This is a genomic window from Klebsiella sp. GG_Kp146, assembly GCF_040061975.1.
GTDB lineage: Bacteria > Pseudomonadota > Gammaproteobacteria > Enterobacterales > Enterobacteriaceae > Klebsiella > Klebsiella quasipneumoniae.
Genome location: NZ_JBEAHA010000013.1, coordinates 180,780 through 202,297 on the forward strand (window position 1 = coordinate 180,780; position 21,518 = coordinate 202,297).

16 protein-coding genes are annotated in these 21,518 nt (G+C 61.1%); 5 read left to right on the top strand and 11 right to left on the bottom strand.

Going from position 1 to position 21,518, the window contains the following annotated elements:
* Positions 1 to 201 precede the first annotated feature (201 nt).
* Positions 202 to 1,029 carry a co-chaperone DjlA gene (djlA, locus tag ABLU95_RS15370; RefSeq protein ID WP_008807470.1) on the top strand — a complete coding sequence of 276 codons (828 nt, stop codon included), beginning with the start codon at positions 202 to 204 and terminating at the stop codon, positions 1,027 to 1,029.
* A 31-nt stretch (positions 1,030 to 1,060) separates the two neighbouring features.
* On the opposite strand, the gene ABLU95_RS15375 is transcribed toward djlA, so the two are convergent.
* Both ABLU95_RS15375 and ABLU95_RS15380 read right to left on the bottom strand, forming a co-directional pair.
* Positions 1,061 to 1,759 carry a response regulator gene (locus ABLU95_RS15375; RefSeq protein ID WP_023291954.1) on the bottom strand — a complete coding sequence of 233 codons (699 nt, stop codon included), beginning with the start codon at positions 1,757 to 1,759 and terminating at the stop codon, positions 1,061 to 1,063.
* Entirely contained in the window at positions 1,749 to 3,374 is a 1,626-nt protein-coding gene (locus tag ABLU95_RS15380) for a sensor histidine kinase (protein WP_348879904.1), read from the bottom strand. Before ABLU95_RS15380 ends, ABLU95_RS15375 begins: the two co-directional genes overlap by 11 nt.
* A 323-nt stretch (positions 3,375 to 3,697) precedes the next feature.
* On the opposite strand from ABLU95_RS15380, the gene ABLU95_RS15385 reads away from it, so the two are divergent.
* Positions 3,698 to 5,062: a 2-hydroxycarboxylate transporter family protein gene (locus tag ABLU95_RS15385; RefSeq protein ID WP_044520990.1), complete on the top strand. Its 1,365-nt coding sequence runs from the start codon at positions 3,698 to 3,700 to the stop codon at positions 5,060 to 5,062.
* Positions 5,063 to 5,241: 179 nt separating this feature from the next.
* A complete protein-coding gene (gene citX, locus ABLU95_RS15390) occupies positions 5,242 to 5,781 on the top strand; it encodes a citrate lyase holo-[acyl-carrier protein] synthase (RefSeq protein ID WP_004204286.1) in 540 nt (179 codons plus the stop codon).
* Positions 5,782 to 5,823: 42 nt separating this feature from the next.
* On the opposite strand, the gene rluA is transcribed toward citX, so the two are convergent.
* The 6 genes from rluA to araB form a co-directional block, all read right to left on the bottom strand.
* On the bottom strand, positions 5,824 to 6,483 hold the full coding sequence (gene rluA / locus ABLU95_RS15395) for a bifunctional tRNA pseudouridine(32) synthase/23S rRNA pseudouridine(746) synthase RluA (RefSeq protein WP_023291957.1): 660 nt from the start codon (positions 6,481 to 6,483) through the stop codon (positions 5,824 to 5,826).
* An 11-nt stretch (positions 6,484 to 6,494) separates the two neighbouring features.
* On the bottom strand, positions 6,495 to 9,401 hold the full coding sequence (gene rapA / locus ABLU95_RS15400; RefSeq protein WP_032453828.1) for an RNA polymerase-associated protein RapA: 2,907 nt from the start codon (positions 9,399 to 9,401) through the stop codon (positions 6,495 to 6,497).
* Positions 9,402 to 9,588: 187 nt separating this feature from the next.
* Positions 9,589 to 11,946, bottom strand: coding sequence for a DNA polymerase II (polB, locus tag ABLU95_RS15405; RefSeq protein ID WP_023291958.1), 2,358 nt, complete (start codon positions 11,944 to 11,946; stop codon positions 9,589 to 9,591).
* A gap of 176 nt (positions 11,947 to 12,122) precedes the next feature.
* Positions 12,123 to 12,818, bottom strand: coding sequence for an L-ribulose-5-phosphate 4-epimerase (gene araD, locus ABLU95_RS15410; RefSeq protein ID WP_017901201.1), 696 nt, complete (start codon positions 12,816 to 12,818; stop codon positions 12,123 to 12,125).
* A gap of 137 nt (positions 12,819 to 12,955) precedes the next feature.
* Positions 12,956 to 14,458, bottom strand: a complete 1,503-nt coding sequence (gene araA, locus ABLU95_RS15415; RefSeq protein ID WP_023291959.1) for an L-arabinose isomerase — start codon at positions 14,456 to 14,458, stop codon at positions 12,956 to 12,958.
* A 10-nt stretch (positions 14,459 to 14,468) separates the two neighbouring features.
* On the bottom strand, positions 14,469 to 16,178 hold the full coding sequence (gene araB / locus ABLU95_RS15420) for a ribulokinase (protein WP_101862333.1): 1,710 nt from the start codon (positions 16,176 to 16,178) through the stop codon (positions 14,469 to 14,471).
* A 336-nt stretch (positions 16,179 to 16,514) separates the two neighbouring features.
* Between araB and araC the strand changes: the two genes are divergently transcribed.
* Positions 16,515 to 17,360 carry an arabinose operon transcriptional regulator AraC gene (gene araC / locus ABLU95_RS15425; RefSeq protein ID WP_004204301.1) on the top strand — a complete coding sequence of 282 codons (846 nt, stop codon included), beginning with the start codon at positions 16,515 to 16,517 and terminating at the stop codon, positions 17,358 to 17,360.
* A 128-nt stretch (positions 17,361 to 17,488) separates the two neighbouring features.
* Positions 17,489 to 18,256, top strand: a complete 768-nt coding sequence (locus ABLU95_RS15430) for a DedA family protein (protein ID WP_348879906.1) — start codon at positions 17,489 to 17,491, stop codon at positions 18,254 to 18,256.
* Here ABLU95_RS15430 and thiQ read toward each other — a convergent pair.
* From thiQ to thiB, 3 genes are read right to left on the bottom strand one after another with little or no spacing between them, the layout of a single operon-like run.
* Positions 18,246 to 18,944 carry a thiamine ABC transporter ATP-binding protein ThiQ gene (gene thiQ / locus ABLU95_RS15435; RefSeq protein ID WP_348879908.1) on the bottom strand — a complete coding sequence of 233 codons (699 nt, stop codon included), beginning with the start codon at positions 18,942 to 18,944 and terminating at the stop codon, positions 18,246 to 18,248. The genes ABLU95_RS15430 and thiQ overlap by 11 nt on opposite strands.
* On the bottom strand, positions 18,928 to 20,538 hold the full coding sequence (gene thiP, locus ABLU95_RS15440; RefSeq protein ID WP_072422266.1) for a thiamine/thiamine pyrophosphate ABC transporter permease ThiP: 1,611 nt from the start codon (positions 20,536 to 20,538) through the stop codon (positions 18,928 to 18,930). The genes thiQ and thiP overlap by 17 nt, the downstream gene beginning before the upstream one ends.
* Positions 20,514 to 21,497: a thiamine ABC transporter substrate binding subunit gene (thiB, locus tag ABLU95_RS15445; protein WP_023291964.1), complete on the bottom strand. Its 984-nt coding sequence runs from the start codon at positions 21,495 to 21,497 to the stop codon at positions 20,514 to 20,516. Before thiB ends, thiP begins: the two co-directional genes overlap by 25 nt.
* Positions 21,498 to 21,518: the final 21 nt, after the last annotated feature.

Here is a 21,518-nt window from a genome sequence, read left to right on the forward strand (position 1 = left end):
AAACGGTCAGAGCCTAACTTACTCAACTTTATCACGCTAGTGTTAATCCTGCCCGTTTCGAGCCCGAGCGTTAGGCACCCTGTTGAATGACGAGTATGATAAAGCAAATTATAGGCTATGTCCCACAATTGACCGAGGCGCGAGTGCCGGGTAACGTGCGGTCATATTCGTGCTTAACGGCGACAAACAGTTGGGGAGTCTATGCAGTATTTGGGTAAAGTGATTGGCGTGGCAGTGGCTTTGCTGATGGGCGGTGGGTTCTGGGGCGTGGTGCTCGGCTTCCTGGTCGGCCATATGTTTGACCGGGCGCGCAGCCGCCGGTTGAATCTCTTCGCCAATCAGCAGGAGCGTCAGTCGCTCTTCTTTTCCACCACCTTTGAAGTGATGGGGCATCTGACCAAGTCCAAGGGCCGCGTTACCGAAGCGGATATTCACGTCGCCAATGTGCTGATGGATCGCATGAATCTGCACGGCGCTTCGCGCACCGCGGCGCAGCAGGCGTTTCGCGACGGCAAGGCCGACAATTATCCGCTGCGCGAGAAGATGCGCCAGCTGCGCAGCGTCTGCTTTGGCCGCTTCGATCTGATTCGGATGTTTCTGGAAATTCAGCTGCAGGCGGCGTTCGCTGACGGCGAACTGCACCCTAACGAACGTGAAGTGCTGTTCGTCATCGCCGATGAGCTTGGCATCTCCCGCGCCCAGTTCGATCAATTCCTGCGAATGATGCAGGGCGGCGCCCAGTTCGGCGGCGGTTCGCAGCAGCAATCTTATGGTCAGCACGGCGGCAACGCCGGCTGGCAGCAGGCGCAGCGCGGTCCAACGCTGGAGGACGCCTGCAACGTGCTGGGGGTGAAACCGACTGACGACGCGGCGACGGTGAAGCGCGCCTATCGTAAGCTGATGAACGAGCACCATCCGGACAAGCTGGTGGCGAAAGGGCTGCCGCCGGAGATGATGGAGATGGCCAAACAGAAAGCCCAGGAGATCCAGAAAGCCTGGGAGCTGATTAAAGAGCAGCGCGGCTTCTGAGTCTTCCAGCCCCTCCCGCCCGGCGAGGGGGTTAGCGTTTGGCCTGTGCGCGGCGATACAGCCGCCGCGGATGGCCGATTTTTCCGTACAGCATCTCCACCTCCAGAAAACCGGTCTCAACGCCGTGTTCAAGATAGCGGCGGGCGGTGGTTTTGCTGAGCCCGGCGGCGCTGACCACCTCATCAACGGAAAAGCAGTGCGCTTCCCGGCCGCTAAACAGACCCTGCACCAGCGCCAGCGTTTTCTCTTCAATCCCTTTGCTGCCACTATCCATACGATAGTTCTTCGCCTGCAGTTGATAGAGGGAATCGACGTTCTGCTGATCGACGATTTTCCACTCCCGCTGCTGATCGTAGAACTGGATAAAACGCTCCAGCGACTGGCTCAGCCGCTTCCATGATACCGGCTTAAGAATATAGTCGAAGGCGCCGTTGCGGATGGCCTGGCTGCAGGTTTCCATATCGCTGGCGGCGGTGATAAAGATCACCGAGCATTGGCTGGTCGCCAGCGCCGGGTCGGTCATCAGCGTCACCCCTTTGCCGTCCGGCAAATAGTTATCCAGCAGCACCAGCTGCGGCGGCGTGGCGTGGAGCAACTGACGGGCCTGAGCGAGGGAGGCCGCCATGCCCGCCAGCCGCAGGCGCGGGTGTTTCTGCACAAGCTCGGCGTGCAGGCGCGCCAGCTCGCTCTCATCTTCAATGATTAACACATCGACCAGGTCATGATGCATCGTGGGCCTCCGGTTGCGGACAGGCGGGCGCGTCGGCCGGGATAAACAGGGTGAAGATCGTTCCCCGCGGCGCGTTATCGGCGACTTCGATGGTGCCGCCCGCCTGAGTGACATAATGTTCAATAAGATACAGACCAATGCCGTGATCGCCACGGGTTTTGGTGGTGATGCCGCGTTCAAAAATGCGCTCGCGGATATCGGGGCGGATGCCGACGCCGCGGTCGGCCACTTCGATAATCAGCTCCCGGGCGTTGAGCTGGATCAGGACTTCCACCGGCTCATGAGGAAGCTCGGCGCGCTGCGTGGCTTCGATGGCGTTATCCAGCAGGTTGCCGATGATGGAGATCAGTTCGGATTCCATCAGCGACGGCAGCGGACGGTCAATGCGGCAGGCCGGGTCGAAGCTCAGCGCCACGCCTTTTTCGCGGGCGCGAGTGGCTTTGCCGAGCAGCAGACCGCACAGCGTCGGCGAGTGGAAGTGCGAGGAGATAAAGTCCAGTAGCTCCTGAGCATGCTCCGACTGGGCCTGAATATAGCGGATCGCTTCGTCATAATGGCCCATATGCAGCAGGCCGGAGAGGGTGGTCATCCGGTTGAGCTGCTCGTGGCGCATGATGCGAAGATTGTCGACATAGCGCTTCACCTGGCTCAGCTGGGCGGTGAGGGCATTGATTTCATTGCGGTCACGAAAGGTAATCACCCAGCCCTGCAGGGTATTCTCCAGCATAATGCGCACCCGACTGGCGAGCACGGTCAACTGGTTGAAGCGGCACAGTTCATCATGGGTGTCGCGCTCAAGCATGTCGCCGCTGGCGAAAAAGGGCTGCGGGGAAATCACGCTGTCGATGGACTGGCCGCGCAGCTGACGGGCGGGCTGGCTGAGTCCCAGCAGGCTGCGGGCGGCATGGTTAATCACCTCAATGCGCCGCTGGCGATCGATGACGATCACCCCCTCAAAGATCGACTCCATCATCGCCTTTTGCTGGCGCACCAGCAGGCCTATCTCCCGCGGCTCGAGCGAAAAAATCTGTTTCTTGATGCTGCGGGTAAAGTACCAGGAGAAGATAAACAGGGCGGTGAGCAGCAGGACGGCGGCGATAAAAATATTGATCACTTTGCTCAGGGTAATGCTGTCGAGATAGCTGGTGAGGTAGCCGACGGAGACAATGCCGATCACCCGCCCCGCGTCATCGACGATGGGCGTTTTACTGCGCAGCGAGACGCCCAGGCCGCCTTTGCGAATGGTGGTAATGGACTTTCCCTCCAGTACCGCCTGGTTGTCGCCGCCGACCAGCCGCGTGCCGACCCACTCCGGATGGACGGAATGAAACAGATGCATCCCCTGGCGGTCACCGATGACGATAAAGCTGGCGTCGCTATGGGCGGCGATTTGCTGCATAAACGCCTCAATCGCCTGCGGGTCATGCCGGCTGACCTGCTGACGTAAATTTGGCATCAGGGCTATCTCTTCGGCCTGAATTTTGGCCCGGGCGCTCATTTCCTGATAAAGCTGGCGGCTGGCGTCAAAGTAATAATAAATACCCAGCGCGATAAACAGGACTGAGAAAAAAGCGACCAGCGAAATAAACAGCTTATATTGAAAAGATAATTTCATAGGTCCCGGACGACGTATTCACCATACCGGCACTCTATCATTTTTCTGTCACGTGACGTAAATGTTAAGGGAAAGTTGTGATCAGCGGCGCAGGCGCCGGCTGTCGCCAGTAGTCGCGGCGGAAATAACGCGTGGCGGGAAATAAAAACCATAAAAACCACGATAATAAATCAGAGATATATCACCCCTGCGCGGATCAGCGAATAGAAACCATAAAAACCATAGTGACCATTAAAACTTCTTTTTTAATTCGGGGAGCTTCACATTAACGACGCCGCTGTCCCTTTACGCTGAAAATGAATAATAACGACAGGGCTGAATTTATGAGCACCACAGACAACGCATTCTCTGCAACCCTTGAACCGATCAATACGCCGAAAACCACGCTCAGGCAGCGCTGGTGGCACATCATGGATAACTGGAAGGTAGGGATCGTCCCGCTGCCGCTGTTTCTGCTGGCCGGGGGGCTGATCGCTCTCGACTGCCTTGGCGGTAAACTGCCGAGCGATATCGTGGTGATGGTGGCTACGCTGGCTTTCTTTGGCTTCGCCTGCGGCGAGTTTGGCAAACGCCTGCCGGTGCTGGGAAAACTCGGCGCGGCGGCGATCTGCGCCACTTTTATTCCTTCCGCGCTGGTCCATTACGGCCTGCTGCCGGACGTGGTCGTTGAATCCACCACCAAATTCTATAAATCCACCAACATCCTCTATCTCTATATCTGCTGCATTATCGTCGGCAGCATCATGAGTATGAACCGCACCACCCTGATTCAGGGCTTCCTGAAGATCTTCTTCCCAATGCTGTGCGGCGAGGTGGTCGGCATGCTGGTGGGCATCGGCGTCGGCACGCTCTTGGGCATGGAGCCGTTCCAGGTGTTCTTCTTTATCGTGCTGCCGATCATGGCCGGCGGCGTAGGGGAAGGGGCGATCCCGCTATCGATGGGCTACGCCGCGCTGATGCATATGGAGCAGGGAGTGGCCCTGGGCCGGGTGTTGCCGATGGTGATGCTCGGCAGCCTGACGGCGATCGTCATCTCCGGCTGCCTCAACCAGCTCGGCAAGCGCTTCCCGCATCTGACCGGCGAAGGGCAGCTGATGCCGAACCGCAGCCATGAAACCCGCAGCCTCGGCGAGAGCGAAGGCGTGAGCGGCAAAACCGACGTCGGGACGCTGGCCTCCGGCGCGCTGCTGGCGGTGCTGCTGTATATGATGGGGATGCTCGGCCACAAACTGATTGGTCTGCCGGCGCCGGTGGGCATGCTGTTTCTCGCGGTGCTGTTAAAGCTGGCTAATGTGGTTTCTCCGCGCCTGCAGGAGGGATCGCAGATGGTGTATAAATTCTTCCGCACCGCGGTCACCTACCCGATCCTCTTTGCCGTCGGCGTGGCGATCACCCCGTGGCAGGAGCTGGTGAACGCCTTCACTTTCACCAACCTGCTGGTGATCGTCAGCACCGTCTCCGCGCTGGTGGCGACCGGTTTCCTGGTCGGTAAAAAGATAGGGATGCACCCGGTCGATGTGGCGATTGTCTCCTGTTGCCAGAGCGGGCAGGGCGGCACCGGCGATGTGGCGATCCTGACCGCCGGCAACCGCATGAGCCTGATGCCGTTCGCGCAGATCGCTACCCGGATTGGCGGGGCGATAAATGTCTCGCTGGGGTTGCTGTTCCTCAGCCACTATCTGGCGTGATATAACGCTACGCTCAGCGATAAACCTGCTATTTTCCGCTACAGAACGCCGAAAATATCTGCGTTCTGTATCCTAAATGCTCCGCATTTAGCGTTACAATCAGCGCGCGATCGGCTATCGCAACCATCATCATGACAGTCCAGGCGCTGTCGCATTTATCATATGTAGGAGAGGAATTAATGTCAGTGGATACTCCCGCCCAGGCGGGCGTCAGCATCGACGCATTGCTGGCGGCGAAAGAGCAGCGTGCAGCCCGCCAGGCCGACTGGTTGGCCCATTATCAGCAGCCTGTTATTTCCCTGACCCTGGTGACCCCCGGGGCGGTGAAGGACAGCATTCGCTATCGCAACATGATGGGCGTAGCCCTCCAGGCCTGCGATCAACTGCTGTGGAAGCACCGCTGGCAAACGCTGGATCGTCAGGTGCTGTGGCTGCCGACCGGGCCTGAAGCGCTGTGGTGCGTGGCGCACCCGGCCAGCGAAATCAAAGCGATGTGCAGTACGCTGGAGCAGAGCCATCCGCTGGGACGCTTGTGGGATATCGATGTGATCTGTCCGCAGAGCGGGCAGGTGGGACGCCAGTCGCTGGGCGAGTCGCAGCGCCGCTGCCTGCTGTGCGATGAGCCGGCGCACGCCTGCGCGCGCAGCCGTCGTCACGACACCGATCTCGTCGTTGCCCGCGTTGAGCAGATGATTGACGCGTGGTTTGCCCGCGATTAACGGGTCAGTATTCCCCGGCGGCAAAGCGCTGCCGGGTAGGTCCTAAAAGTCGATCGGCGCGCGGAAGGTCATCGCGTTGCCGTAGGCGGGGTGGGTAATGGTGAGCGTCTCGGCGTGCAGCAGCAGGCGCGGGGCCATCGCCAGCGCCTCAGGCGTGGCGTAAAAGCGGTCGCCAAGGATCGGATGCCCCAGCGCCAGCATATGCACGCGCAGCTGGTGCGACCGTCCGGTAATCGGCTTCAGGCGCACGCGGGCGGTGTTATCTTCCGCGTACTCCAGCACCTCATACTCGGTCTGCGCCGCTTTGCCGGTTTCATAACACACCTTCTGCTTTGGCCGGTTCGGCCAGTCGCAAATCAGCGGTAAATCCACCAGGCCCTCCGCCGGCTGCGGATGGCCCCAGACGCGGGCGATGTACTGCTTCTTCGGCTCGCGCTCGCGGAACTGACGCTTCAGTTCGCGTTCCGCCGCCTTATTCAGCGCCACCACAATCACGCCGCTGGTGGCCATATCAAGGCGATGCACCGATTCGGCCTGCGGGAAGTCGCGCTGAATGCGCGTCATCACGCTGTCTTTATGTTCATCAAGACGACCCGGCACGGACAACAAGCCGCTCGGCTTGTTGACCACCATGATGTGCTCATCCTGATACAGGATCACCAGCCAGGGATCCTGCGGCGGATTGTAGTTTTCCATCGCCATTTTGCGTTCCGTTACTGGTGAGTGACGACGATCAGACGCAGCGCGTCCAGACGCCATCCGGCCTGTCCCAGCGCCTCCAGCACCTGCTGGCGGTTACTTTCAATCGCCGCCAGTTCGTCGTCACGGATGTTCGGGTTGACCGCCTTCAGCGCTTCCAGACGGGAGAGTTCCGCCGTCAGCTTATCGTCGGCTTCGCTACGCGCCGCGTCGATCAGCCCCTGCGCCGCCTTGGCGATCTGCGCTTCGCCCTGCTGCAGAATGGCGTGAACGTCCTGTTGAACCGCGTTGACCAGCTTGCTGCCGGTGTGGCGATTGACCGCGCTCAGCTGGCGGTTGAAGCTTTCAAACTCCACCTGGCCGGCGAGATTGTTGCCGTTTTTATCCAGCAGCATGCGAACCGGGGTCGCCGGCAGGAAGCGGTTGAGCTGCAGCTGCTTCGGCGCCTGCGCTTCGACCACGTAGATCAGCTCCAGCAGCAGAGTGCCGACCGGCAGCGCCTTGTTCTTCAGCAGGGAAATGGTGCTGCTGCCGGTATCGCCGGAGAGGATCAGGTCGAGGCCGTTGCGGATCAGCGGGTGCTCCCAGGTGATGAACTGCGCGTCTTCACGCGACAGCGCCACGTCACGCTCAAAGGTGATAGTGCAGCCGTCCTCCGGCAGACCCGGGAAGTCCGGGACCAGCATATGGTCGGAAGGGGTGAGGACGATCAGGTTTTCGCCGCGGTCGTCCTGGTTGATGCCGACGATATCGAACAGGTTCATCGAGAAGGCGATCAGGCTGGTGTCGTCATCCTGCTCTTCGATGCTCTCCGCCAGGGCCTGGGCTTTCTCGCCGCCGTTGGAGTGGATCTCCAGCAGACGGTCGCGGCCCTGCTCCAGCTGCGCTTTCAGGGCGTCATGCTGCTGGCGGCAGGACTTGATCAGATCGTCAAAGCCGTCGGTGGATTCCGGCGCCGCAAGGTAGTTGATCAGCTCGTCATGGACGCTGTCGTAGACGGTCCGTCCGGTCGGGCAGGTATGTTCGAAGGCGTCGAGACCTTCGTGGTACCAGCGCACCAGCACCGACTGCGCGGTCTTTTCCAGGTACGGGACGTGGATCTGGATATCGTGCGCCTGGCCGATACGGTCGAGACGGCCGATACGCTGCTCCAGCAGATCCGGGTTAAACGGCAGATCGAACATCACCAGATTGCTGGCGAACTGGAAGTTACGTCCTTCGGAACCGATCTCAGAGCACAGCAGCACCTGGGCGCCGGTGTCTTCTTCGGCAAACCACGCCGCGGCGCGGTCGCGTTCGATAATCGACATTCCTTCATGGAACACGGCGGCGCGGATACCTTCGCGCTCGCGCAGCACCTGCTCCAGCTGCAGCGCGGTGGCGGCCTTGGCGCAGATCACCAGCACCTTCTGCGAACGGTGGCTGGTCAGGTAGCCCATCAGCCACTCAACGCGCGGGTCGAAGTTCCACCAGGTGCCGGTATCGCCTTCAAATTCCTGATAGATCTGCTCCGGATAGAGCATGTCGCGCGCGCGCTCTTCCGCGGTTTTGCGGGCGCCCATGATGCCGGACACTTTGATGGCCGTCTGGTACTGGGTCGGCAGCGGCAGGCGAATGGTGTGCAGCTCGCGTTTCGGGAAACCTTTGACGCCGTTACGGGTGTTACGGAACAGCACGCGGCTGGTGCCGTGGCGGTCCATCAGCATCGAGACCAGCTCCTGGCGCGCGGCCTGGGCGTCTTCGCGATCGCTGTTGGCAGCCTGCAGCAGCGGCTCGATATCCTGCTCGCCGATCAGATCGCCGAGGGTATTGAGTTCGTTATCGCTCAGCTTGTTGCCCGCCAGCAGCAGGGCGACGGCGTCGGCCACCGGACGGTAGTTCTGCTGTTCTTCGACAAACTGCGCGAAATCGTGGAAGCGGTTCGGATCCAGCAGGCGCAGGCGCGCAAAGTGGCTCTCCATCCCCAGCTGTTCCGGCGTCGCGGTCAGCAGCAGAATGCCCGGCACGCGCTCGGCCAGCTGTTCAATGGCTTGATATTCGCGGCTCGGCGCCTCTTCGCTCCACACCAGGTGGTGCGCTTCATCGACCACCATCAGGTCCCACTCGGCGTCGCACAGATGCTCCAGACGCTGCTTGCTGCGGCGCACGAAGTCTAAAGAGCAGATCACCAGCTGTTCGGTTTCAAACGGGTTATAGGCGTCATGCTGCGCTTCGGCGTAGCGCTCGTCGTCAAACAGCGAGAAGCGCAGGTTGAAGCGGCGCAGCATCTCCACCAGCCACTGGTGCTGAAGGGTTTCCGGGACCACAATCAGTACGCGCTCGGCGGCGCCGGAGAGCAGCTGCTGGTGCAGGATCATCCCGGCTTCGATGGTTTTACCTAAGCCCACTTCATCGGCCAGCAGGACGCGCGGAGCGTGACGACGACCCACATCGTGGGCGATGTTCAGCTGATGCGGGATCAGGCTGGTGCGCTGGCCGCGCAGGCCGCTCCACGGCATGCGGTACTGCTCGCTCTGGAACTTGCGCGCGCGGTAGCGCAGGGCAAAGCGGTCCATGCGGTCGATTTGGCCGGCGAACAGGCGGTCCTGCGGCTTGCTGAACACCAGTTTGCTGTCGAGCAGCACTTCACGCAGGGTGACGTTCGCTTCCTGGGTATCGAGGCGGGTGCCGGTGTAGGACAGCAGCCCGTTCTCTTCATGCACTTTGTCAACGTGGAGCTGCCAGCCTTCGTGGCTGGTAATGGTGTCGCCCGGGTTAAACATCACGCGAGTGATCGGGGAATCGTTGCGTGAGTACAGACGGTTTTCGCCGATGGCGGGGAAGAGGAGAGTGACCATGCGCGCATCCAGCGCTACCACCGTCCCTAATCCTAGTTCGCTCTCTGTGTCGCTAATCCAGCGTTGACCAAGTGTAAAAGGCATATATGTTCGGCTCTTTAGTTCTTTAATTGCAGGCAATAGTTGATCATCCCCATGTACAACCGGAGATGCGTCAAAATTGGGGCCAGGAATGGAAAGGGCGCTATATTACTGGATGGCAGAACGTTCGTCACGTCCTCCTCACGGTTCATTTTCAGGCTTCTGCGCCCGCAGAATGGGTGTGAAAAAATCAAAATAGCCCCAGCTGTCCTGTCACTATTGTAGCAAAGTCGTCGTTGACGAAGGGCAGGATCCCTTCCGCTACCGGCTGCAGCTGCTTTGACAAATAGTGGTCGTAATCGAGCGGCGATTGCTGATAATCCACCGGTTCCGGGCCGCCGGTGGTCCAGACGTATTTGATGGTGCCGCGCTGCTGATACTGCTGCGCCCGACCCCGCTTCAGGTTGTGCTCATCGGCAAGCCTCGCGGCGCGCACGTGAGGCGGCACGTTGCGCTGATACTCCGCCAGCGGCCGGCGCAGGCGTTTGCGATAAACCAGCTGCTCATCGAGCTCGCCGTTCATCAGCCTGGCGATAGTCTCCCGCACATAATCCTGATACGGCTGGTTGCGGAAGATGCGCAGGTACAGCTCCTGCTGAAACTGCTGGGCCAGCGGCGTCCAGTCGGTGCGCACCGTTTCCAGCCCTTTGAAAACCATGCGCTGGCCGTCGCCCTCCTGAATCATGCCGGCGTAACGCTTCTTGCTGCCGGTATCGGCGCCGCGGATCGTCGGCATCAGAAAACGGCAGAAGTGGGTTTCGTATTCCAGCTCCAGGGCGCTGGTAAGCTGGCTTTTGCCAAGCTCTTGCGCCCACCAGGCGTTGACATCGTTCACCAGCGTCCGGCCAATCTCCGCCGCCTGCGCTTCGCTGTGCGGGCGCTTAAGCCAGACGAAGGTGGAGTCGGTATCGCCGTAGATAACGTCATAGCCTTTGGCTTCAATTAACGCTTTGGTCTGACGCATGATCGCGTGGCCGCGCATGGTGATCGACGAGGCGAGACGCGGGTCGAAGAAGCGGCAGGCGCTGGTGCCCAGTACGCCGTAAAAGGCGTTCATGATTATCTTCAGCGCCTGGGATAGCGGCTTATTGTGCCGGCGCTTGGCTTCATCGCGGCCATGCCAGATCTGGCTGACAATCCCCGGCAGGCAGTGCTTGTCTCGCGAGAAGCGGGCGCCGAGGAAGCCCTCAATGCTGTGCTGGTCATCGGGCTGCGCCAGACCCTCCACCAGGCCGACCGGATCGATTAAAAAGGTGCGAATGATCGACGGATACAGGCTCTTGTAGTCCAGCACCAGCACCGAGTCATACAGACCGGGGCGGGAGTCCATCACATAGCCGCCGGGGCTCGCCTGCGGCGGCACGTCGCCGAGGTTCGGCGCCACGTAGCCCAGGCGGTGCATGCGCGGAAAATAGAGGTGGCTGAAGGCGGCGACCGAGCCGCCGTGGCGATCGGCGGGCAGGCCGTTGACCGTCGCTCGTTCGAGCAGAAACGGCATGATCTCCGTTTTGTGGAAGATCCGCGTCACCAGCTCGCAGTCCTGCAGGTTATAGATGGCCAGCGCCGGTTTATCGTCATGGAAGCGGCGATCGATCTCATCCATCCGATCCCACGGGTTGTCGATGGCTTTACCTTCGCCCAACAGCTCGCGCGCCACCGCCTCCAGCGAAAAGGAGGAGAAATTCCAGAACGCCGATTTCAGCGCCTCGATACCGTCGATAATCAGCCGGCCGTTGGCCTGGGCGAAGAAGACGCCGTTCTTAAAGCCGTGCTCGCGCCACTCCAGCTCGCTGTTGCCGCGGCCGAGCCGCAGCGGGATACGATAGCGTTCGGCATGCTTTTGCAGGACGCGCAGATCAAACTGCACCACGTTCCAGCCGATCAGCACGTCGGGGTCGTGATCGGCAAACCAGGCGTTGAGCTTTTCCAGCAGCAGGGGGCGACTGGCGACGTAGACCAGATCGAAATCGACGTCTGGCGGCGTTTCCGGTTCGGGGCCCAGCATGTAGACCACCCGCTGACCGCAGCCTTCCAGGCCGATGCAGTACAGCTCGCCGTGACGGCTGGTTTCGATATCCAGCGACACCCATTTCAGCGGCGGGCGATAGTCAGGATGGGGTTTCATGCGCGCGTTGACCAGATGCGGGCCACGCGTTTCGCCTTCCACCCACACCGGGGCGGTAATAAAGCGCTCCATCAGGTAGCGCTCCGGCGGACGGATATCGCCCTCATAGAGGGTGACGCCGCTGTCGCGGAGCATCTTCTCCAGACGCATCAATTGACGATGGGCGCGGCAGTAGAGGCCGACCACCGGCTGGCGGTGGAAATCTTTCAGGGCCAGCGGGGCGAAGCGGAAGCCTTTCTCACCCTGCAGCAGTCGCTCAGCCTGCGCCCGCTGCGCGGCGGGGATAAAGGCGACGGACTCCTGCGGCGGCAGCGTGACCTGCAGCGGGCCGTCGTCGGTGGCCAGCCAGAAGGACAGCTCGGTGCCTTGCGGAGTGTCCCGCCAGTGACGGGTGAGTAAAAAACCTGCTCGTGGCTGGGTCACGGGTGCTCTCAACGATAAAAAACCAGGCCTGATTATAGCCTGGTTTCTCAGGAGGTGCTGGGGTTTTATACAGGTACTCGGCGCTAATGTGGCGCCGGATTTCGGCTTGCGCGCTTATCCGGGCTACCCGACGCGGCAGAGCCGTAGCCCTGCCAGGCGCAGCGCGAGCAGGGTGATTATTGGCCGTAGTAGGCTTTAGCCCCGTGCTTACGCAGATAGTGTTTATCCAGCAGGGTCTGCTGCATATCCGGCAGCTGCGGCGCCAGCTGGCGGCAGAAGATGCCCATATACGCGATCTCTTCCAGCACGATGGCGTTATGCACCGCGTCTTCGGCGTTTTTACCCCATGCGAACGGGCCGTGGGAATGAACCAGCACGCCGGGCATCTGCGCCGGGTCGATCTCGCGCTGGCGGAAGGTTTCAACAATCACCTTGCCGGTTTCCCATTCGTATTCGCCATTGATCTCCGCATCGGTCATCAGCCGGGTGCAGGGCACCGGGCCATAGAAATAGTCGGCGTGGGTGGTGCCGGTCGCCGGAATAGCTTGCCCGGCCTGCGCCCAGATGGTGGCGTGGCGCGAATGGGTATGCACAATGCCGCCCAGCGTCGGGAAAGCCTGATACAACAGGCGATGGGTCGGGGTATCCGACGAGGGCTTTTTCTTACCCTCCACCACTTCGCCGCTCTCCAGACTGACCACCACCATATCGTCGGCGGTCATTACGCGATAATCCACGCCGGAGGGTTTGATAACCAGAACGCCCTGGTCGCGGTCGACGGCGCTGACGTTGCCCCAGGTTAAGGTCACCAGATTATGCTGCGGCAGCGCTAAGTTGGCTTCCAGAACCTGGCGTTTAAGATCTTCTAACATAGTGTGCTCCGAATAGCAGGCGAGTCGGGTATCCCTCACCCCGGCCCTCTCCCGGCGGGAGAGGGAGGAAGGCGGCATCGCGCCCGGCCGGTACCCTCTCCCCGGCGGGGAAAGGGGTAGGGTGAGGGGACGACCTTTTAGCGTTTTGAACCGTAATAGACTTCATTCCAGCGCAGCGCGTCTTTAAAGGCCGGCAGACGGGTATCGTTGTCGATGACGGTCAGCTCGATATCATTCAGCTCGGCGAACTGGCGCATATCGTCGAGGTTCAGCGCATGGCTGAAGACGGTATGGTGCGCGCCGCCGGCGATGATCCAGGCTTCCGAAGCGGTACGCAGATCCGGCTGCGCTTTCCACAGGGCGTTGGCCACCGGCAGCTTCGGCAGATCGTGCGGCGTCGGGACGGTTTCAATGGTGTTGACCAGCAGACGGAAGCGGTCTCCCAGGTCGATCAGGCTGGCGACAATCGCCGGGCCGGTCTGGGTATTGAAGATCAGGCGCGCCGGATCCGCTTTGCCGCCGATGCCCAGCGGCTGGACGTCGAGGATCGGTTTCTCAGCGGTGGCGATCGTCGGGCACACTTCCAGCATGTGCGAGCCGAGCACCAGATCGTTGCCATTGTCGAAGTGGTAGGTGTAATCCTCCATAAAGGAGGTGCCGCCCTGCAGACCAGTTGACATCACCTTCATGATGCGAAGCAGAGCGGCGGTTTTCCAGTCGCCCTCGCCGGCAAAGCCGTAGCCCTGCTGCATCAGGCGCTGTACGGCGAGACCCGGGAGCTGTTTCAGGCCGTGGAGATCTTCAAAGGTGGTGGTAAAGGCGTGGAAACCGCCCTGTTCGAGGAAGCGTTTCATCCCCAGCTCAATGCGCGCGGCGTCCAGCACGTTCTGGCGCTTGTCGCCGTGAACCTGCGCCGCCGGGGTCAGACGGTAGCTGCTCTCGTATTCATCGACCAGCGCGCTGATATCGCCGTCGCTGACGCTGTTGACCACCTGCACCAGATCGCCGACCGCCCAGGTGTTCACTGAGAAGCCAAACTTGATCTGCGCCGCGACTTTATCGCCGTCGGTCACCGCCACTTCACGCATGTTATCGCCGAAACGGCACACTTTCAGATGACGGGTATCCTGTCTGGAGACCGCCTGGCGCATCCAGCCGCCGATGCGCTGGTGGGCCTCTTTATCCTGCCAGTGGCCGGTCACCACGCTGTGCTGCTGGCGCATACGGGCGCCGATGAAGCCGAACTCGCGGCCGCCGTGTGCGGTCTGGTTCAGGTTCATAAAGTCCATATCGATGCTGTCCCACGGCAGCGCGGCATTGTACTGCGTATGGAACTGCAGCAGCGGCTTGTTGAGGATGGTCAGGCCGTTGATCCACATTTTTGCCGGCGAGAAGGTATGCAGCCAGACCACTAACCCGGCGCATTTGTCATCGTAGTTGGCGTCGCGGCAGATATGGGTGATCTCGTCCGGGGTAGTGCCCAGCGGCTTGAGGACCAGTTTGCACGGCAGTTTGGCTTCCGCATTCAGGCTGTTCACCACATGTTCGGCATGCTTCGTCACCTGGCGCAGGGCTTCCGGGCCGTAGAGATGTTGGCTGCCAATAACGAACCATACTTCATAGTTATCAAAAATCGTCATTTTCGTATCCTTAATGGGTGAGCGCTGCCTGAGATTGCGGGGCTTTTTCCGCCTTTGCAGCCGAAGGGAGATAGTGTTGTTCGGCGCTGACCGACCACTGCTGGTAGCGCTGATAGAGTTGTTCGAAACGTTGCGCCTGCGCCGGGCGTGGCTGCAGGGTGGTTTCCACCTGGCTTGCCATCCGCTGCTGGGCGGCGGGAATATCGTCATAGACGCCGGCGGCGACGGCGGCGAAGATAGCCGCCCCCAGCGCACAGCACTGATCGGAGGCGACAATCTGCAGCGGGCGGTTCAGCACGTCGCAGCAGGCCTGCATGATGACCTGGTTTTTCCGTGCGATACCGCCGAGCGCCATGACGTTGTTAACCGGGATCCCCTGCTCGGTGAAGCACTCCATAATGGCGCGGGCGCCGAAGGCGGTGGCGGCGATCAGTCCGCCGAATAGCGCCGGCGCGTCGGTGGCCAGGTTAAGGTCGGTGATCACCCCTTTCAGGCGCTGGTTGGCATTCGGCGTGCGGCGGCCGTTGAACCAGTCAAGCACTACCGGCAGATGATCGAGCGATGGGTTACTGGCCCAGGCTTCGGTGAGCGCCGGCAGTAACTGTTTTTGGCTGGCTTTGATTTGTTCGCGCAATTCCGGATGCTGCTGGGCCAGCTGTTCCAACGGCCAGCCGAGGATGCGCCCAAACCAGGCGTAAATATCGCCGAAGGCGGACTGGCCTGCCTCCATACCGATAAAGTGCGGGACCACGCTGCCGTCGACCTGGCCGCAGATGCCTTTGACCGTGCGGTCGCCGACGCTCTCTTTATCGGCAATCAGAATGTCGCAGGTGGAGGTGCCGATGACTTTCACCAGCGCGTTAGGCTGGGCGCCGGCGCCAACGGCGCCCATATGGCAGTCGAAGGCGCCGCCGGAGATGGCCACGGTCTGCGACAGACCCAGGCGCTGGGCCCACTCTGCGCTTAGCGTGCCGACCGGCACATCGGCCGTCCAGGTATCGGTGAACAGCGGCCAGGCCAGATGCTGGTTAATGATGGGATCAAGCTCATCGAAGAAGCTGGCCGGCGGCAGACCGCCCCAGCTCTCATGCCACAGCGATTTATGCCCGGCGCTGCAGCGGCCGCGGCGCAGATCCTGCGGACGCGTAGTGCCGGAGAGCAGGGCGGGCACCCAGTCGCAAAGCTCCACCCACGAGGCGGCTGCCTGGGCGACGGCGCTATCTTCCCGGGTGACATGGAGGATTTTGGCCCAGAACCATTCGCTGGAGTAGATCCCGCCGATATAGCGCGAGTAATCCTCTTTGCCCGGCTGGTGGCACAGGCGGGTGATCGCCTCGGCTTCCTCGACCGCGGTATGATCCTTCCACAGGACAAACATGGCGTTAGGGTTGTCAGCGAATTCTTCGCGCAGCGCCAGCACGTTGCCCTCGGCATCAACGGGAGCCGGGGTTGAGCCGGTGCTGTCGACGCCAATGCCCACGACGTCGGCGCGCTGTTCGGCGCTCAGGGAGGCAAGTACGCTTTTCAGCGCCGCTTCCATGGACTCGATGTAATCTCGCGGGTGGTGGCGGAAGCGGTTGTTCGCGCCATCGCAATACTGTCCTTCCCGCCAGCGCGGATACCACTCCACGCTTGCCGCCAGTTCTGCGCCGGACGCGCATTCCACCGCCAGGGCGCGGACTGAGTCACTACCAAAGTCGAGGCCAATCGCAATTGCCATCTTGTTACTCCATGCAGAAATCATTCATGCAGCAACAGTAGATATCCCCGGCAAAAACCGTCAGGCCGGATTCGCTAATCTTATGGATTATTTTGCTGTCACTTCGCAAAGTGTGACGCCGTGCAAATATTCGATGTGGACTTTCCTGCCGTATTTATAGACACTTTTGTTACCCGGCATATCCCGGTGGAATGCACGCTGCTGGCGCTTTTTTCGCTTGCTGTGCGGCTTTTTAGCGAAATTTCCACCGCCGTCGCAGTCGTGACAGGGCCGAGAGCGATAAAATGATGAATATGGACAATTGGTGTCACTAATACCTTCGGGAGAACCACGCGTATGGCCGAAACGCAAAACGATCCGCTGCTGCCGGGCTACTCTTTTAACGCTCATCTGGTCACCGGCCTGACGCCGATTGAGGCGCAGGGATACCTGGATTTCTTTATCGACCGCCCGCTGGGTATGAAAGGCTATATCCTCAACCTGACGATCCGCGGCGAGGGCGTAATCAACAACCACGGCGAGCAGTTTGTCTGCCGGCCGGGCGATATGCTGCTGTTCCCGCCGGGGGAGATCCATCATTACGGCCGCCATCCCGACGCCAGCGAGTGGTATCACCAGTGGGTCTACTTCCGCCCGCGCGCCTACTGGCACGAGTGGCTCAACTGGCCGACGATCTTCGCCCAGACCGGCTTTTTCCGTCCGGACGAGCAGTGGCAGGCGCGCTTTGGCGAGCTGTTCGGCCAGATCGTCGATGCCGGACAGGGGGCGGGGCGCTATTCCGAACTGCTGGCGATTAATCTGCTGGAACAGCTCCTGCTGCGGCGGATGGAGGCGATCAACGAATCGCTGCATCCGCCGCTGGATAACCGGGTGCGCGACGCCTGCCAGTACATCAGCGACCATCTGGCGGACAGCCATTTTGATATCGCCAGCGTCGCCCAGCACGTCTGCCTGTCGCCCTCGCGCCTGTCGCACCTGTTCCGCCAGCAGCTGGGGATCAGCGTCCTCGGCTGGCGGGAGGACCAGCGTATCAGCCAGGCCAAACTGTTGCTGAGCACCACGCGGATGCCGATCGCCACCGTCGGGCGCAACGTCGGCTTTGAAGATCAGCTCTATTTTTCCCGCGTGTTCAAAAAATGCACCGGCGCCAGCCCGAGCGAATTCCGCGCGGGATGTGAATAAAAAGTAAAGAAAGTGAAATGATGACCCGCTTAAATGTCACAGCCAGTAAACTATTAAGACAATTGGTGGCTTGACGACGGCGCGATGGCTTCGGAGAATCCGGGCTTCGTTTTTTAACCGGGTACATTATGCAAGCATTGCTCGAACACTTTATTACCCAATCCACGGTCTACTCGCTGTTAGCCGTGATGCTGGTGGCCTTTCTCGAGTCGCTGGCGCTGGTGGGGCTTATCTTACCCGGAACGGTGATGATGGCCGGCCTTGGGGCGCTGATTGGCGGCGGTGAGGTTAACTTCTGGCAGGCGTGGCTGGCGGGGATCGTGGGCTGTCTGCTGGGCGACTGGATCTCATTCTGGCTCGGATGGCGCTTTAAAAAGCCGCTGCACCGCTGGTCGTTCATGAAGAAAAACCGCGCCCTGCTGGAGAAAACCGAGCATGCGCTGCACCAGCACAGCATGATCACCATCCTGATTGGCCGCTTTGTCGGGCCGACGCGTCCGCTGGTGCCGATGGTCGCCGGGATGCTCGACCTGCCGGTGGCCAAATTCGTGCTACCAAATATTATCGGCTGCCTGCTCTGGCCGCCGCTCTATTTCCTGCCTGGCATTCTCGCCGGGGCGGCGATTGATATTCCGGCCGATGAAAACAGCGCCAGCTTTAAATGGCTGCTGCTGGGGGCGGCGCTGCTCGCCTGGCTGGCAGGGTGGCTGTGCTGGCGGCTGTGGCGGAGCGCGAAAACGTCTGGCGATCGGCTGACCCGCTGGCTGCCGCGCGGGCGTCTGCTGTGGCTGACGCCGCTTATGGTCGCGCTGGCGGCAACGGCGTTAACGTTTGTCTTCCGCCATCCGCTGATGCCGGTCTATCTGGCGATCCTGCACAAGGTTATTACGCGCTGATCCCCATCAGATGCGAGGCGCTGCTGTGGCCGCTTAACAGCTCGGCGGTAGCGCCATCCCAGACAATGCGCCCTTCGGCGACCACAATCGAGCGCGGCGCAATGCGCGCGGCATCTTCCACGCTGTGCGAGACCATCAGCAGGGTGAGCTGCTGCTGCTCGCAGACATCAGCCACCAGCGCCAGCATCTCCTGGCGCAGCGCCGGGTCGAGCGCTGAGAAGGGTTCATCCAGCAGCAGCACTGGCTGCTGGCGCACCAGACAGCGGGCCAGCGCCGCGCGCTGCCGTTGACCGCCGGAGAGCTCTCCCGGCAGGCGTTCAAGCAGGTCATCAATTCCCATCTGGGCGGCAATCGCCGTGACTTTCTGCTGCTGTTCGCGGCTCAGTTTCAGGCCAGGGTGGATCCCGAGACTGATATTCTGCCGAATGGTCAGATGGTTAAACAGGTTATTCTCCTGGAACAGCATCGAAACCGGACGCTGCGCCGGCGGCGTCGCGTGATGCGTCTCGCCGTTAATCTGCAGGCTGCCGCTGGCGGGCGGCAGAAAACCGGCGATCAGATTCAGCAGGGTGCTCTTTCCGGCGCCGCTGGGGCCGAGCAGCGCGATGCGCTCGCCGCGCGCGACGTCGAGAGTAAAGCGCATCGGCAGATGCTGGTACAGCCAGGTTACATCATTGAGTTTTAGCATCACGCCCCGGAAGTTTTTCAATCAGCGTAAATAATAAGAAACAGAGCAGCAGCAGAAGCAGGGCGGTGACGGCGCCGTCCTGGCTGCGGTAGGCGCCTATCTGCTGGTACAGATAGAAAGGCAGGGTGCGGAACGCCTCGTTGCCGAACAGCGCCACCACGCCGAAGTCGCCAATCGACAGCACGCAGGCGAAGGCTAACGCCTGGGCCAGCGGGCGCCGGAGCGCGCGAAGTTCGATGACCCGCAGCCGCGCCAGGCCTTCGATCCCCAGCGACTGGCAGAGCATGCTGTAGCGGACGGCAATGTCGCGCATCGGGTTTTCCAGCACTTTAAGCGCGTAGGGGATCGCCATCAGGGCATTGGTAAAGATGACGATGCCGTCGGCGGACTCCGGCAGGCCGATGCTGTTATTGAGCAGCAGGAAGAAGCCGGTAGCCAGCACGATGCCCGGCATGGCAAGGATCAGCATGCCGCTCAGCTCCATCGCCTGCCCGGCCAGCGGCCGCTGACGGGCGCGCAGCTCGCGACTGCTCCATAGCAGCATCATCGTCAGGGTCACGCTCAACAGCCCGGCGGCAATGGCGATGCGCAGAGAAGTCGTCAATGCCTGCCAGAGGGCGGGCTGCGCCAGCACGTCCAGCATGTTGCGGTTGATCCCGTCGACGATGACCGCCAGCAACGGCGGCAGCAGAAGCAGCAGGGCGGCGCCGATCAGCAACCCATCGCTCAGCCGGCTATGCAGGCGATCGTCAGGGTCGCGCCAGCCGCGGACATGGCTGACGCCGATAGCCACTGCTTTACTGAGACGCTGGCTGAGCAGCACCAGCCCGAGGCAGCAGAGCATCTGGATCAACGCCAGCATCGCCGCTCGCGCCGGATCGTAGTCAAAGCTCAGCGCCTGGTAGATAGCCAGCTCAATGGTGGTGGCCTTCGGGCCGCCGCCCAGCGACAGCACGGTGGCGAAGCTGGCGAAGCAGAGCATAAAAATCAGCGCGGCGACGGCGGGAATGTGCCGGCGCATCCATGGCCATTCGACGAGGCGGAAGAAGGCATAGCCGCGCATGCCAAGCTGGGCGGCAATTTGCCGCTGCTCGCCGGGAATGTTCTCCAGCGCCTGCAGCAGCAGGCGGGTGGCCATCGGCATATTGAAAAAGACGTGCGCCAGCAGGATGCCCTGCAGGCCATAAGGCGAGAAATCCCACTGCCAGCCGAAAGCGTGAAACAGCGAGGCCAGCCAGCCCTGGCGGCCATAGACGCTGAGGATGCCGAACACCGCCACCAGCACCGGCAGGATCAGGGTCATCGCGCACAGGCGCAGCAGCAGGGTGCGGCCGGGGAAGCGACGCCGATAAAGCGCGCGGGCGAGAAAGACGGCCGGGCCCACCGAAAGCAGCGCTGAGAGCGACGCCTGCCAGAAGGAGAAGCGCACCACGTGCCAGAGGTAGCTATCGCTGAAAACCGTCTGCCAGCCCGCGCCGGGCGCGCTGAACCACAGCGCCAGAAACGCCGCCAGCGCGACGGCGCAGAGCAGCGTGGCGGCGAACAGGCCCGGCAGCAGCCCGCTAAGGTTTAGCGGCTGACGGCGCGTTGCCATGCGCTAATCCAGGTCTGACGCTCGCTGGCGACCTGCTGCGGGGTAAACGTCAGCGTGGTCTGCGGCTTCACCAGGGTTGCAAAACCGGCCGGCAGCGCGACCTGGGTCACCGGATACATCCAGTTGCCGGTAGGGATGGCGTTCTGGAAGCCAGGAGATACCATGAATTTGAGGAATTTCTCCGCCAGTTCCGGCTGCTTGCTGGCGGCGGTGCGGGCGGCAACTTCGACCTGCAGATAGTGGCCTTCGGCGAAGTTCGCCGCCGCATAGTGGTCTTTTTTCTCTTCAATAATGTGGTAGGCCGGCGAGGTGGTGTAGCTCAACACCAGGTCGCTTTCGCCTTTCAGGAACAGACCGTAGGCTTCGCTCCAGCCCTTGGTGACGGTAACGGTCTTCGCCGCCAGCTTCTGCCAGGCCTCGGGCGCTTTATCGCCATAGACTTTTTGCATCCATAGCAGCAGCCCCAGCCCCGGGGTGCTGGTGCGCGGATCTTCATAGATGACGCGCCACTTCTGCGGGCTCTCGACCAACTCTTTCAGGCTTTTCGGCGGATTGGCCAGTTTGTTTTTGTCATAGACGAAGGCGAAATAGCCGTAATCGTAGGGGACAAAGGTGTCGTTATCCCAGCCGCCCGGCACGCTGACCGCGCTGGCGGGAACGTGGCTTTTAGCGAACAGCTGACTCTGCGCCGCGGCTTCCAGCAGGTTGTTATCCAGGCCCAGCACGACGTCAGCCTTGCTGTTCTTGCCTTCCATGCGCAGACGATTCAGCAGCGAAACGCCATCTTCCAGCGCGACGAACTTCAGCTCGCAGCCGCAGTCCGCTTCAAACGCTTTTTTGACCGCCGGGCCGGGGCCCCAGTCGGCAGAGAAGGAGTCATAGGTATAGACGGTGAGGACAGGCTTAGCCAGAGCGGGCATGGCGACCAGCGCCAGCAGCGGGAGTAATTTTTTCAACACTTTGCACCTCAGAAAAAAGGG

Bases quoted from the DNA above. Each gene is read 5' to 3' on its own strand.
- araC (WP_004204301.1), top strand. From the start codon at position 16,515: ATGGCCGAAACGCAAAACGATCCGCTGCTGCCGGGCTACTCTTTTAAC.
- djlA (WP_008807470.1), top strand. From the start codon at position 202: ATGCAGTATTTGGGTAAAGTGATTGGCGTGGCAGTGGCTTTGCTGATG.
- araD (WP_017901201.1), bottom strand. From the start codon at position 12,818: ATGTTAGAAGATCTTAAACGCCAGGTTCTGGAAGCCAACTTAGCGCTG.
- thiQ (WP_348879908.1), bottom strand. From the start codon at position 18,944: ATGCTAAAACTCAATGATGTAACCTGGCTGTACCAGCATCTGCCGATG.
- araB (WP_101862333.1), bottom strand. From the start codon at position 16,178: ATGGCAATTGCGATTGGCCTCGACTTTGGTAGTGACTCAGTCCGCGCC.
- ABLU95_RS15375 (WP_023291954.1), bottom strand. From the start codon at position 1,759: ATGCATCATGACCTGGTCGATGTGTTAATCATTGAAGATGAGAGCGAG.
- rluA (WP_023291957.1), bottom strand. From the start codon at position 6,483: ATGGCGATGGAAAACTACAATCCGCCGCAGGATCCCTGGCTGGTGATC.
- thiP (WP_072422266.1), bottom strand. From the start codon at position 20,538: ATGGCAACGCGCCGTCAGCCGCTAAACCTTAGCGGGCTGCTGCCGGGC.
- araA (WP_023291959.1), bottom strand. From the start codon at position 14,458: ATGACGATTTTTGATAACTATGAAGTATGGTTCGTTATTGGCAGCCAA.
- ABLU95_RS15430 (WP_348879906.1), top strand. From the start codon at position 17,489: ATGCAAGCATTGCTCGAACACTTTATTACCCAATCCACGGTCTACTCG.
- ABLU95_RS15380 (WP_348879904.1), bottom strand. From the start codon at position 3,374: ATGAAATTATCTTTTCAATATAAGCTGTTTATTTCGCTGGTCGCTTTT.
- citX (WP_004204286.1), top strand. From the start codon at position 5,242: ATGTCAGTGGATACTCCCGCCCAGGCGGGCGTCAGCATCGACGCATTG.
- rapA (WP_032453828.1), bottom strand. From the start codon at position 9,401: ATGCCTTTTACACTTGGTCAACGCTGGATTAGCGACACAGAGAGCGAA.
- ABLU95_RS15385 (WP_044520990.1), top strand. From the start codon at position 3,698: ATGAGCACCACAGACAACGCATTCTCTGCAACCCTTGAACCGATCAAT.